The organism is Pseudoalteromonas sp. PA2MD11, assembly GCF_017808125.1.
Taxonomy (GTDB): Bacteria; Pseudomonadota; Gammaproteobacteria; order Enterobacterales; family Alteromonadaceae; genus Pseudoalteromonas; species Pseudoalteromonas simplex.
In genome coordinates this window covers 1-13,075 of record NZ_JADKNF010000016.1, presented here as the reverse complement: position 1 = coordinate 13,075, position 13,075 = coordinate 1, and the positions used below count along the sequence as shown (strand labels likewise).

Annotated in this window: 15 protein-coding genes; 11 read left to right on the top strand and 4 right to left on the bottom strand. The window is 40.5% G+C overall.

The window, feature by feature from the left end; all coding sequences use genetic code 11:
- Positions 1 to 81 precede the first annotated feature (81 nt).
- Together ISP07_RS16040 and ISP07_RS16035 are read right to left on the bottom strand one after the other, a co-directional pair.
- Positions 82 to 1,080, bottom strand: coding sequence for an AraC family transcriptional regulator (locus ISP07_RS16040; RefSeq protein ID WP_209328207.1), 999 nt, complete (start codon positions 1,078 to 1,080; stop codon positions 82 to 84).
- Position 1,081: 1 nt separating this feature from the next.
- A complete protein-coding gene (locus tag ISP07_RS16035; protein ID WP_209328206.1) occupies positions 1,082 to 1,864 on the bottom strand; it encodes an SDR family NAD(P)-dependent oxidoreductase in 783 nt (260 codons plus the stop codon).
- A 176-nt stretch (positions 1,865 to 2,040) separates the two neighbouring features.
- On the opposite strand from ISP07_RS16035, the gene ISP07_RS16030 reads away from it, so the two are divergent.
- The 8 genes from ISP07_RS16030 to ISP07_RS15995 all read left to right on the top strand — a co-directional run bounded on the left by ISP07_RS16030 (position 2,041) and on the right by ISP07_RS15995 (position 9,935).
- Positions 2,041 to 2,805 (top strand): metalloregulator ArsR/SmtB family transcription factor, encoded by a 765-nt coding sequence (locus ISP07_RS16030; RefSeq protein WP_209328205.1) that lies wholly within the window; start codon positions 2,041 to 2,043, stop codon positions 2,803 to 2,805.
- Positions 2,806 to 2,814: 9 nt separating this feature from the next.
- Complete coding sequence (arsB, locus tag ISP07_RS16025; protein ID WP_209328204.1) at positions 2,815 to 3,837, top strand: ACR3 family arsenite efflux transporter; 1,023 nt, start codon at positions 2,815 to 2,817, stop codon at positions 3,835 to 3,837.
- Positions 3,838 to 3,850: 13 nt separating this feature from the next.
- Positions 3,851 to 4,351, top strand: coding sequence for a dual specificity protein phosphatase family protein (locus ISP07_RS16020; protein WP_209328203.1), 501 nt, complete (start codon positions 3,851 to 3,853; stop codon positions 4,349 to 4,351).
- Between the two features lie 2 nt (positions 4,352 to 4,353).
- Positions 4,354 to 5,364, top strand: a complete 1,011-nt coding sequence (locus tag ISP07_RS16015; RefSeq protein WP_209328202.1) for an ArsJ-associated glyceraldehyde-3-phosphate dehydrogenase — start codon at positions 4,354 to 4,356, stop codon at positions 5,362 to 5,364.
- Between the two features lie 4 nt (positions 5,365 to 5,368).
- Positions 5,369 to 6,577 (top strand): organoarsenical effux MFS transporter ArsJ, encoded by a 1,209-nt coding sequence (arsJ, locus tag ISP07_RS16010; RefSeq protein ID WP_209328201.1) that lies wholly within the window; start codon positions 5,369 to 5,371, stop codon positions 6,575 to 6,577.
- Between the two features lie 178 nt (positions 6,578 to 6,755).
- Positions 6,756 to 8,369, top strand: coding sequence for an aldehyde dehydrogenase family protein (locus tag ISP07_RS16005; RefSeq protein ID WP_209328200.1), 1,614 nt, complete (start codon positions 6,756 to 6,758; stop codon positions 8,367 to 8,369).
- Positions 8,370 to 8,526: 157 nt separating this feature from the next.
- The gene (locus tag ISP07_RS16000) at positions 8,527 to 9,507 is read left to right on the top strand and encodes a hypothetical protein (protein WP_209328199.1); all 981 of its coding nucleotides are present in this window, start codon (positions 8,527 to 8,529) and stop codon (positions 9,505 to 9,507) included.
- A gap of 23 nt (positions 9,508 to 9,530) precedes the next feature.
- Positions 9,531 to 9,935, top strand: a complete 405-nt coding sequence (locus tag ISP07_RS15995) for a hypothetical protein (RefSeq protein ID WP_209328198.1) — start codon at positions 9,531 to 9,533, stop codon at positions 9,933 to 9,935.
- Between the two features lie 67 nt (positions 9,936 to 10,002).
- Here the strand turns inward: ISP07_RS15995 and ISP07_RS15990 are convergent, their stop codons facing one another.
- Positions 10,003 to 10,338: a zinc ribbon domain-containing protein YjdM gene (locus ISP07_RS15990; RefSeq protein WP_209328197.1), complete on the bottom strand. Its 336-nt coding sequence runs from the start codon at positions 10,336 to 10,338 to the stop codon at positions 10,003 to 10,005.
- 185 nt (positions 10,339 to 10,523) lie between these two features.
- Positions 10,524 to 11,090, bottom strand: a complete 567-nt coding sequence (locus ISP07_RS15985; protein WP_209328196.1) for a Tll0287-like domain-containing protein — start codon at positions 11,088 to 11,090, stop codon at positions 10,524 to 10,526.
- Between the two features lie 154 nt (positions 11,091 to 11,244).
- On the opposite strand from ISP07_RS15985, the gene ISP07_RS15980 reads away from it, so the two are divergent.
- From ISP07_RS15980 to ISP07_RS15970, 3 genes are all read left to right on the top strand, one after another.
- Entirely contained in the window at positions 11,245 to 11,697 is a 453-nt protein-coding gene (locus ISP07_RS15980; protein ID WP_209328195.1) for a TlpA family protein disulfide reductase, read from the top strand.
- An 82-nt stretch (positions 11,698 to 11,779) separates the two neighbouring features.
- Complete coding sequence (locus tag ISP07_RS15975) at positions 11,780 to 12,367, top strand: DUF4202 domain-containing protein (RefSeq protein WP_194441235.1); 588 nt, start codon at positions 11,780 to 11,782, stop codon at positions 12,365 to 12,367.
- 20 nt (positions 12,368 to 12,387) lie between these two features.
- Positions 12,388 to 12,903, top strand: coding sequence for a zf-TFIIB domain-containing protein (locus ISP07_RS15970; RefSeq protein WP_054553516.1), 516 nt, complete (start codon positions 12,388 to 12,390; stop codon positions 12,901 to 12,903).
- Positions 12,904 to 13,075 lie beyond the last annotated feature (172 nt).

Below are 13,075 nucleotides of genomic sequence, written 5' to 3'. Positions count from 1 at the left end.
ACGTATCGGTTATGGTGTGTCCAGTAAGGCTGCTATTGTTAAGCAGCCTTTAGCTAGGCTTTTAGTTGGCTTAACAAAAAACTAGTGTCTCACTTGTGTGCGCTTATGGGCGGGAGAAACGCCCGTCCAACTACTGTATGCGCGAACAAACGAATTTGTTTCGCTAAAACCGAGTAAAAAGGCGATTTCGATAATTGGTAACTCAGTTTGCATTAAGTAGTGCTGTGCAAGATCTTCTCGTACTTGTTGTAAGACTTTTTGATAACTTTGTTTTTCAGCTGTTAGTTTTCGTTGTAGAGAGCGTTTGCTTAGTGCTAGCTCTGAGGCAACATGTTCAATGTTACTTTGCCCTTGAGGTAGGGATTTAAACAAAATACTTGATACCTTATCAGTAAGGCTTTGTTCGCTGATAACATCTTGCAGCTTACGTTTTAAATCTCCATCAAAGCATGACAACATCACCTGATTACTGGTTAAAAATGGCGCTTTTGCATCTTCTGCTAAAAATGTCACGCTAGGGGTACTCCCCACTTTCAACGGGCAACCAAAGTAGGCTTCGTATTCCATGAGCTTTTCAGGTAGCTCTGGCACAATAACCGTAACAGGGTTAATTTGTTTTCGAGTAGCAAGGCGAGTGAGTTGTGTAAAAAATACCAGTTCAGCCAAGCTGTAGCACTTGGGCAGCGTATCAATAAAACCATAACAGCTTACTTGGGCTTTTGTATGAGTGTTGGTAATTTCAAGTGCTAGCTCCATAGGGCCAATTAGTGGTTTGTACTGTTGTAACCTCGCTAAAGCAGCATTTAAGTTTGGGCTACAAATCGCGGCAAAAATTGGTACGTCAAATGATTCTATTGTCATGACTTCGGCAAGTTTTAAGGGTAACTCAATGCCGTTTGCTGCTGTCTCTACACCCTGCCATAATTGGAAGTATTGAGCGGGTGTTAAGTATACTTTATCTTGAGAGAATAAACCTGAAGGCAACTGGGCATAAGCCAGTGCCTCTTTTAGGTTGATTTCTAAATCATTGAGTAATACTTGCCAGTTGGGAGGGATCAAAAACTTGCTGGCTCGTTTCATATTAGTTTCCGCTTTTTTCCATAAACTGACGAGAAATTTTTAACACAGTTTTGCGAGGCAATAAAGGGATCACCCAATTGAGCATAAATTTAAGCGGCGCTTCATTAAAAGCAATTAACTGACCTTTTTGCATTGCCTTGTAACCACACAGTGCCACAGAATGCGCTGATTTAGCATTCTTCCAAGCATCCACCCCTTGTAGATCACCTGCTTCAACAAAGCCTGTTGCTACTGTTCCTGGGCATAACGCGGTGACCGTAATGTTTTTATCTTTTACTTCTTCTGCAATTGCTTGACTGAATGAAGTCACAAACGCTTTCGTTGCATAATATACCGCTTGCAGTGGGCCGGGCATAAAGGAAGCTGTAGACGAAATATTTAAAATTTTGCCACGATTTCGCTCAACCATGCCTTGTAAGTAATAGTGGCTTAGGTTTGTTAATGTCACAATATTAAGTTGCATCATCGTTTGTTCTGCACTGAGATCACGCTCATGAAACTTGCCATGTCCGCCAATGCCGGCATTATTCACCAAAATATCTATGTGCAAACCAAGTGCCTCAGTACGTGTAAAAACATACTCAGCTGAATCTGGCTTAGATAAATCGGCAGTAATAACCGTAACCTTTACGTTGTGTTTTGATTCAAGCTGTTGCTTAAGATCATTCAGTTTGTCTTCTGAACGAGCTACCAGCACTAAATTATCGCCATGCTGTGCGTGAATATGCGCAAGTTCTAAACCAATCCCGTTTGAGGCGCCAGTGATCAATGCTGTTGCTGTCATATTTGTACTCCATTAATTTGAGCTGTTGTTTTGTTATATGCATGGTAGGCCATCTATTGGTGCCACATGACATCAGATCGCGCCATCGTTATTGCAAAACGCGCCATTTATAAAATTCAGCTTGCAAATGGTATATAACAAAAATATTATATAACGAAATTATTATGGAGTAAGCCGTGAAAGTCCTCTTTTTATGTACAGAAAATTCAGCCCGTTCAATTATGGCTGAAGCATTGCTTAAACATCATGGTAAAGGTGAGTTTGAGGTATTTAGTGCGGGCACAGAACCTTATGCGGTAGACCCTCGTACGCTTGCTACGATTGAGCATTTTGGCCTAAAAACCGATGACTTACACTCAAAGCACTTAAATGATGTAACTAACCTGCATTTTGATTATGTCATTACATTGTGCGACAAGGCAGCTAAAGAATGTGCAAATCGTGTTGATGGCACACATTGTTTAGGCTGGGACTTTGTTGATCCAAAAACTCGCCCTGAACCTCATGCCTTTGAAAAAACCTTGCAAGAGATCAATGAGCGAATTAAGCAGTTTGTGCAATCCCATAACAAAGAAAAACCAGCATCGATTTCGCCAACTACATTTTATAAAGCGCTTGCAGATGATATTCGTTTAAAAAGCTTATTGCTTATCGCTGTTGAGCAAGAGGTTTGCGTATGCGAACTAATGACGGCACTTAACGAGCAGAGCCAACCAAAGGTTTCAAGGCATTTAGCGCAACTTAAAAAGCAGGGCATTTTGTCGGATAGAAAACACCAGCAGTGGGTGTTTTACTCTTTAAACCCGACTCTACCTATGTGGATGAAACAAACAATTACCTCGACCGTGGTAAACGAACCAAATTTCATAGAAAACGAGTTAGCAAGGCTAAATGCGATGGGCGATGATCGCCCAACCCGTGTTGCTCGTTGCTGCAATTAAGGACTAAAAATGGGTGTTTTTGAACGATATTTATCTGTATGGGTTGCTGCTGCTATTGCCATTGGTGTGGCGCTAGGGGTGATGTTTCCGCCTTTATTTGAGCTAATAGCGAAAGCCGAAGTGGCGCATGTAAACATTGTTGTTGCACTGTTTATTTGGGTAATGATCTACCCGATGATGGTGCAAGTTGATTTTTCAACGATTAAAGAAGTCGGTAAGAATCCAAAAGGGCTTATGCTCACTTTAATCATTAATTGGCTTATCAAACCGTTTTCAATGGCCGCATTAGGTTGGTTATTTTTTGAAGGGTTATTTGCTGATTTTGTCAGTCCTGAAACGGCGCAAGAATATATTGCTGGGATGATTTTGCTTGGTGTTGCACCTTGTACGGCAATGGTGTTTGTGTGGTCACAACTGACTAAAGGCGATGCAAATTATACCTTAGTGCAAGTATCTATGAACGACATCATTATGATTTTTGCCTTTGCACCTATTGCGGGGTTATTGCTGGGTGTATCTGATATTCATGTGCCTTGGCTTACACTGTTGATTTCGGTTGTGCTGTATGTATTACTGCCACTTATTGCTGGTGTATTAACACGCAAAGCTCTTAATAATTCAGCACAAAATGAGGCTGCTGTGCAGTCATTTTTAGAGAAAATTAAACCTTACTCAGTTATTGGTTTACTGGCCACTGTGGTCTTGCTATTTGGGTTTCAGGCGAACACGATTTTAGCCCAACCGCTTAACATTGTACTGATTGCCATTCCGCTTGTTTTGCAAACCTACGGTATTTTTGCAATCACCTATTTCATTGCGTTAAAGCTTAGGCTTAAGCACAACATTGCAGGGCCTGCATGTTTAATTGGTACTTCTAACTTTTTTGAGTTAGCGGTCGCAGTGGCTATTTCATTATTTGGTTTGCACTCGGGTGCAGCATTAGCAACCGTTGTTGGGGTGTTGGTCGAAGTACCTGTAATGCTGTCGTTGGTTGCAATCGTTAATAAAACAACACATTGGTTTAAAGAGTAATTGGGGAATCATAATGCAATCACATCCATTTGATATTTTACAGCTAGAAACTGGGGCATTTATTTTTACCCCTTGCCCTGGCACAAAAAGCGTTGGCTTATCACAGTCTGTAGCAGATTTAAAAGCGGCAGGTGCAAAAGCCATTATTACGCTAATGTACGATGAAGAGCTTGTTAAAAATGGCGCGCAGCAGCTTGCAATCGAATGTGAGCAAGCAGATCTCAGCTGGTTTCAATTACCTATTATCGATGATGACGCGCCAAGCGAAGCGTTTAGTCTCGCTTTCAACAAACACCTTAACGAGATTCTTGCCATCATAAAAAGCGGTGGTAGCGTGGCTGTGCACTGTAAAGGCGGCTCAGGCCGTACAGGCTTAGTTATTGGTTTATTAATGCATGAGCTTGGCTATGCTAAAAATGACATAGTTAATCAAGTGCAGACTATTCGCCCTAAATCGTTGCATAACCCAGTACAACGTTCATTTTTCGACAATTTTCAAAAAGTAGGAGCTTAACAATGGCAATTAAAGTAGGCATTAATGGTTTTGGCCGCATGGGGCGTTTATCGCTAAGAGCAGCGTTTGCATGGGACGACGTTGAGTTTGTGCAAATTAATGATCCTGCGGGTGATGCAGCTACATTGGCTCACTTACTAAAGTATGATTCGGTGCACGGTATTTGGCCTCATGAGGTTGAAAGTAACGACAATGCTGTGATCATCGATGGCCACGAAATTAACGTTACGCAAAATAAAACGATTGCAGACACTGATTGGTCTGGTTGCGATATCGTTATTGAAGCCTCTGGCGTGATGAAAAAAACCGAGTTGCTGCAAGCCTATCTTGATCAAGGTGTGAAGAAAGTTGTTGTCACTGCCCCTGTAAAAGAAGACGGTGTGCTGAATATTGTAATGGGTGTAAACGATGATTTATACGATGTAAATCAGCATGATATTGTTACAGCAGCATCGTGCACTACCAACTGTTTAGCGCCTGTGGTTAAAGTATTGCAAGAAAAAATTGGTATCAAACATGGTTCAATGACCACTATTCACGATATCACTAACACGCAAACTATCTTAGATGCGCCGCATAAAGATTTACGCCGTGCTCGCGCATGTGGCATGAGCTTAATTCCAACTACAACCGGCTCTGCAACAGCGATTACACATATTTTCCCTGAACTTAAAGGCAAATTAAACGGCCACGCAGTTCGTGTGCCATTAGCAAATGCATCAATCACTGACTGTGTGTTTGAAGTTGAAAAGCCGACCACTGCTGAGCAAATTAACCAATGGATGCAAGAAGCCGCAGAGGGCGAGCTAAAAGGCATTTTGGGCTATGAAGAAAAGCCACTTGTTTCTATCGATTACAAAACCGACCCACGCTCAAGCATTGTTGATGCGTTATCAACCATGGTTGTCAACGAGACACAAGTTAAGCTGTATGTTTGGTACGATAACGAATGGGGTTATGCAAACCGCACTGCCGAACTTGCCCGTAAAGTTGCGTTATCACTACAAGGTTAAAGCAATGACGCGTTTGGCTAATCTTCCCGCTGATATAAAGCAGTACTTAATTGTCACCGGGAATTACTGGGCATTTACGCTAACAGATGGCGCATTGAGAATGTTGGTGGTACTGCATTTTCATGCGCTTGGCTACTCGCCTTTGAGTATTGCCATGCTGTTTTTATTTTATGAGATTTTTGGTGTTGTCACTAACTTAGTGGGCGGCTATTTAGGCGCAAGGCTTGGTTTAAATAAAACCATGAACATTGGCCTTGCCATACAGGTTGTAGCCTTGTTCATGTTGGCAGTCCCTCCTGAATGGCTGAGTGTTGCCTATGTGATGTTGGCGCAGGCGCTGTCGGGTATTGCCAAAGATCTCAATAAAATGAGTGCTAAAAGCTCAATTAAAATGCTGGTTGCCAGTGGCCAAGAAGGCACCTTGTTTAAATGGGTAGCGATACTAACAGGCTCTAAAAACGCCTTAAAAGGTGTGGGCTTTTTTTTAGGTGGTTTACTTCTTACATTAATGTCGTTTAAAGGCGCAATGCTAACCATGGCTGCCACCTTGCTGGTGGTGTGGTGTTTTAGTATTTATGCACTTAAAAATGATTTAGGCAAAGCCAAAAACAAACCTAAGTTTAACGAGGTATTTTCAAAAAGTAGTTCAATCAATATCTTGTCGGCAGCAAGGTTGTTTTTGTTTGGTGCGCGTGATGTTTGGTTTGTAGTTGCACTTCCGGTGTTTTTATCGCAAGCCTTTGCTTGGGATCACTGGACCGTGGGTGCCTTCTTAGCGAGTTGGGTCATTGGCTATGGAGCTGTGCAATCTTTTGCACCTAAAATCATTAAGCTTAACAAGCAAACATCACCAAGTGCAGAAACAGTTAAGTGGGCATCATTGCTTGCTTTAGTCACCTTAGCCATTACCCTTGCTATTGGCTTTGAGTGGGCTGTAAAACCAATGCTGGTAGGCGGATTGATGTTATTTGGTGTGTTATTCGCGATTAACTCATCGTTGCACAGCTACTTAATTGTTAGCATGGCTGATGCCGATGGCGTATCACTTGATGTTGGATTTTACTATATGGCCAATGCCATGGGACGCTTAATGGGTACTGTGTTGTCGGGCTTAGTGTTTCAGCTTTATGGCTTAGCAGCCTGTTTGGCTATCTCACTGTTATTTATTGTTATTACCGCATTTGTGTCGACTAAATTACCAAAACAAATTTAGTTAAATCTGAACACGCCCTATAAAGGTAAGCATGCTTTATTGCTTACCTTCATTTTATCTAACCTTACTCATTACTTTTGCTGAAAGTCATACAAATAATCACTCTTTAAAGCTTATATCATGTTTTCTTGTAGCATCTATACTGACAAATTGCCCCCTAACTTAACAAGGAAAATTAATGGATATTGCAAAATCAGCATCACACGCTATAGAGAGCCTAGATCCAAGTAATTGGCAAACAATGCCAGTAGAATCAAAATTGAGCTTGCTTGTAAAAGTAAGAGAGAATATTGCGCAGTATGCGACTGAACTCGCAGCTAGTGATGCCGCGATGAAAAACGAGATTTTGGCTGAGCCTCTTTACAATGAAGACGAATCTCAAATGAACACAGTTGTACCTATGGCAACAGCAGTATCTGCGTGTATCGATTTATACCAATCAATTATTGATGGCAAAATGATGACGGGGTTAAGCACAAATGAACTTGAAGATGATTACTACGATGTAAAAGTATTTCCTCAGTTGACCAAAGATAAAATCATGTATGCGGATCGCAGTGATTTTATTCGTATTAAAGGTAAACCTAAGCAAATTAACCCATTAACTAAAGCTGTAGAAATTATCGCAGTACTAGGTGCTGGTAATTACAGCTCGGCTTTAGAAGTGATTAAAGCACTGTATATGGAAAATGCTGTTGTTGTTCATAAGCCACATCATATAAACGCGAAAACAGATGTGGTTTGGGCAAAAATATTTAAACCATTATGTGATGTTGGAGCGATTAGTTTTGTGCAGCCTGATCAGGGGCAAGCACTCACTCAAGACTCCCGTATAGGTCGTATTTTTTTCACAGGTGGAGCTGCAACTGCCAAGGCTATTATGGCCTCTAGTCATGCACCCTTAATCTCTGAGTGCGGCGGTAATAACCCGTGTATTATCGTACCTGGTGAAGTGCCTTGGACTGATAAAGAACTAGAGCATCAAGCACTGCAAATAGTGAGTATTGCAAAAATGAATGGCGGTGCTGTGTGTGGCCGTACACAAACAATTGTTACATGTAAAAACTGGCCACAAAGACAACAGTTTTTAGATGCATTAAGGCAAGCAATTTTGAGTGATACGCCTGCTGTTGGTACATACTATCCTGGGTCAAAAGAAGTCTTTGCTCAATTTAAAGAAAACCATTCTGAGGCTGAAATTTTGCAGCCAGAAAATGGTCAATATCAAAATGCAGACTTTATGTTAATACCAGATGTAGGTCACGATAGCTTTGCTATTCACAATGAAGCGTTTTGCCAGATTTTAAGTGAAACAGCATTGGATACCGAACCAACCGCTGAGCAATTTTTAGCAAAGGCGGTTAATTTTTGTAACGATAAGATTTTGGGTACTTTGTGTTGTGCAATCATTATTGATGAAAAAGCAAAGAAAAAATATGAGCATAGCCTTTCGAAAGCTGTTACTGAACTAAAATATGGAGCAGTAGCCGTAAATACCATGCCTCCATTTGTATTCTTAAACCCATATTTAACTTGGGGTGGTAATGAACATGGGCAGGAGCTTGTGTCAGGCGAGGGTCATTTTGGCAATTTGCTATGCTATGAAAATATTGAAAAATCGATTGTTTATGCTGATTTTATGTCACCAGGGCATATGTTGTACACCAACAAAGAAGTGATGGCTGGTTTGGCAAAAGGTATGTCACGCTATGCTGTAGATCCAAGTTGGATGAATATTACAAAAATGACAACAACAATGTTACTAGGTAAATGTAAACCTAAAGACTTTTAAACATTATCATATGAGTGTTCTATAAAGGTTGCTAACAACAGACTGAATTGAGTTGTGTAGTTATGCAATGCAAATGAAGCGAAACCGCAGTTAAGTTTCGCTTTAATCATTGTTTTCTTGTAACTTACTTAGCAACAAGAATGATAAGTAGGTTGTTATGTTTGGGTTAGCCTTTATTAAACAGCGAAAAAAGCCACTTTTAACTGTGGCTACGGCATTAGTATGTATAGTATTTATTAACAGTTACGTTTCCCAACCAACTGCTCCATTTGCAACCAGTTCAGAACCATTAAATAATAAAATAGCTACGCAGCAAGTTGATGCACAAGTAAGCATGCCTGCCACAAAGCCTGACACGAGTTTGTTAGCTGATGAATCAGCTGAGCAAGGGAATGAGGTAAATGACAGCCGTGAACTTATTATCAAAAACACGTCAAATTGGCGTTTTGATGGTGTGTTTATTGACCATTTTACAGAGCTAAAGCAACGCACTGAGCAAGGTGATGTGGAGGCTAACTACCTCATCGCGCAAAACCTTAAGTATTGTTTTAGTGCGTCTTTAGATAAACAGGCCCTTGAAGTAAAATTGGCTGAAATCTATGAGTTTAGTGATGCTGGCGATATACAAAGTCGTGTTTTAGATAAATATGAGTATTGCCAAGGAGTGGATTTAGCAACACGGCGTTCTTTTTACAGTTATTTGGCAGAGGCTGCAGAAAATGGCTCGGCTTATGCGCAGCAAACGTTTGCTGGGCTAACTCCCGAATTTTATATGAAATCGCAATTTCCTGAGAAGTTGTCACGTGCCGAGTTCATCAAAAATCGTGATAGTTTTAAAGAGCGTAAAACGGTATTTTTAGAGCAAGCAGCGAAGCAGGGCAGTGAACAAGCGCTGATGAGTTTAGCGAGCATGTATTACAGCGAACAAGTTGGTGAGCATAGTGCAGCAAAGGCCTACGCTTTAAATCGACTCATTATGGAAATCACGCAAAATAACGATGTGTATAATCGTTATGCGTGGTTTGAGCAAAGACAATACCCGACACTTTCAGATGAAGAGCTGAGTATCGCGAACAATATTTTTGATCAATGGCTTTTACAAATAAAGCAAAATGGTACGCTATACCCAAAGAATTAATAACTCAAAGCAAGGAGGCAATTATGTTTGAACCAAACTATGCAAGTTACACTCTTGATGAGCTGCTAGATTGCAAAGCAAATATAGACGCGCAAGCATGGCCCGAGCGCCTAAAAGACATCGAAACCGCACTCAGTGCTTATGCCAGTCAATCTGCTGAGCACGAAAAACAGTATAAACAAGCGGTGTTTAATGCATATTGCGAGACGCTACGCCATGATCTGACAATCAGTATCGATGATAATATTCTTTGGTTTTTAAGAGCGTTTTCTAAGCAAGCTAAAGGTATTACCCCCAGCACTTTTATTGGTGAGGTTTGCCCACTTTGTGCAGGAAAGTTTAGCGCAACAACTTGGGCAGCAGGTTGGCAGTTGAGCTGCGAAAATTGCCAAGTTACAGGGATAGTTGTTGAAAAATTCGGCTATTAATAAAGTTAGCTTATTGAAATTGCTGCGGAATTATTCGCAGCAATATATAACAATTTTGATGATGCGATCAGGCTTTTTTAACAAACTTAGCGGTCACCATCATTTCACCTACGCCATCAACTTTACAGTCTAATTCGTGGTCTTTTTTATCTAACACACGGCGGACAACAGCTTTGGTGCCAATTTTAATCACCTGTGAGCTGCCTTTAATTTTTAAATCTTTCGCAACAGTTACTTTGTCGCCATCAGCCAATAAGGTGCCATTAGCATCTTTTACATTGATCACATCATCGGTATCAATAGCATTAGGATCCCACTCATGAGCACACTCTGGGCATACTAAATTGTTTTGATCTTCATATACGTATTCAGAATTACATAGTGGGCAAGGAGGAAAAGACATAAATGGCACCTTGGTTAATTTTAAAAGCATATTTTAATGTTTAAGAGCAAACGATGCGAGTCCCAAATTTAACACGAGGTCGTATCGTTTATTTAGTTTTTCATCATTCTGTCGGTAACTATTTGATAGCAATTAAATATACTTCTTTATTGCTCTTTATAGTTTTATTCTTTTGAAGCACTATTTTATGGCTTAGGTGTTTCGAGTGTTTTGGTAATAGAGAATATCCCTCTTAAATCACCGGGCTGATAGCCTGTGGCTAAATCATTTGGGTAATGTTTGCTAAGCGCTTGCTTTACCTCTGGTGATATTGTTAGACCATGACAATTTAGACAGACTGGCGCGATTTTCATCGCTTTAGCAAAGCGGAATTGGCCATTTTTACTTGTTGAGAAAGTCACATTGTCAATACTTTCTGTGTTTCTGAGCATTTCGAGTAATTGGGTGATTTTTTCAGCTTCCCAATCATCTGGTTGATTGTTTGGATTACGGTTTTTAGTGCTTTTACGCGCTACAGTCCAGCCACCGCTTGATAAGCTTTCGGCAATGGCTGGGGCTTGAATTTTACACACGTTAATTCCTTCAACTAAACCACCTTGCTTGATTGCGGCTCCTAATGCTGACTTAAGAGCGGTAGCAAACTCAGTTGCTCGCTCAGTTGCTTGGGTTTTTAAAGTGGTTGATTTTGTTTCTGCATAAAGGCTAGGTGAAAGTAACACAGTACAAAGCATAATTGTTCTTAAAGCAAGCATAGTAAAACCTTATATTAGATATTTCTAATATATTAGTTCGTTTTTACTTTTCATGCCAATCTAACCTACAAAAATAACGATTCTTTGTACAATGCCTGCTGGAGTGTCGTTGCTAAATTGGTTATGGTGAAGAAAATATTTTGAGAACAAAAAAATGAAAAAACTAATTTGTATTGCTTCATTATTATTTTCTGCCCTGACATTCGCAGGAACCCCTCCATACATCGGTGAGATAAGTACCGAAGTGTTACTTAAAGACTACCCTGCGTTTAGTGAAGAATACGATGAATTCTCGCCGAGCGAAGAAGAGCTAAGGACTATAAAAGCACTGGAGGGTAAGCAAGTATTAATATTTTTAGGTACGTGGTGTCATGACTCTAAGCGTGAAGTGCCTCGTTTACTAAAGTTACTTGATGGTTCGGGTGTACAGCTGGGATCACTCCAATTAATTGCGGTTGGTTACGATAAGCTTGACCCTGATGGTTTAGCTAAACAGTACGACCTTCGTTATACCCCAACGTTTATTGTAAGCTCTAACGGCAAAGAGTTACTTCGAATGATTGAAAAGCCTAAGCACAGCATCGCGATGGACCTTACTCGTTTGTAATAGAGTTGTTTGCTAGAGTAAAGTAGCTAAAGTAGTTGTTGCTCATTATAATCATGGCTATAAACCACCTAGAGAATGTTATATGTCTCAAACTGTTATAGAAGCCATAGATGCAGCGAATGCTGCAGATCCCAATCGTGTTAAGCATGCTGGGCAAGCGTTAGCTAAAGAATCTTTATATTCTATGCGTATGACCGATATGCTTAACCGTTTTAATCCGCAAGCCGATGAACTAATGCATATTGCTGCACGGGGCCAACATATTGAACGCTGGCGCTCTCCTCGCAGTGACTTCCCTATGGGTAAGCAAGGTTATTATCAATGGCGCACTGCTTTATATGATTTTCATGCCGAGCGTGTAACAGCCCTTATGAAAACCGCTGGTTACTCAACGAGTGAATGTGAGCGTGTATACGCAGCCGTGGCTAAAAAGAATATAAAGCGAAACCCTGATAGCCAATTGATTGAAGATATCGCAAGCCTTGTGTTTATCGAACATTACATGCTTGATTTTGCAACTAGCAAGCCTGATTACGATGAGCAAAAATGGTTGGGTATTATTCGTAAAACTTGGCAAAAAATGTCAAACGAAGCACATGAATTTGTGTTAGCTGGTAACATCAGCTTACCTGAGCCGCTTAAACCGATAATTACAAAAGCGCTAAGTTAAATTTAAAACAAGGAAGGTCTATGTTTTGCCCGCGTACTAAAACAGCACTTGAAGCAGTGAGCATTGGCGATGTTAACGTGTATTTATCAAAAAGCGGTGGTGTATTTTTTGATAATCGACAAATATTCCACTTTAGCGATCCAAGTTTAAAACCAGCGCAAGTGCTGGTGGCTCATTTACAAACTCTGCCAACAGAATGCGTTGATTTAGCAAAGCGAATTAATTGCCCGAAGTGCCCTGACGTGGTGATGATGCGACGCTTTTTCACGCCACTAAAAGTGGTTGAAATAGACGAATGTCCAAATTGTGCGGCTATTTGGCTTGATCATGGCGAGCTTGAAAAAATACATGAAAATCATTTAACGCCAAAAGAGCGTGAAATGCTGCGTATTGATATGGCCAATAATCATGGTTTTATTCAAGTTAAAATTCCCAAAAGGCGTTACTCGGTTCATGCTAAAAAGCCTGAGTCTAATGCAACGTCACCTTTAGAAAAACTAGCAGAACTTGCCTATTTATCGATTTTGAATGACTAGGAAGAGAATATTTAAAAGCTCCCATTATTAGCGCTAAATAATTTTTAAAATATAAGGTCAATAGTGTGAAAAAATTAGTGGTGTTTATGAGCGTGTTACTGGCCTGTTTGTTTACAACAAGTTGCACTACAGTACTCGATAAGGCGCATGGGTATCGCGGGCCCATCGTTGT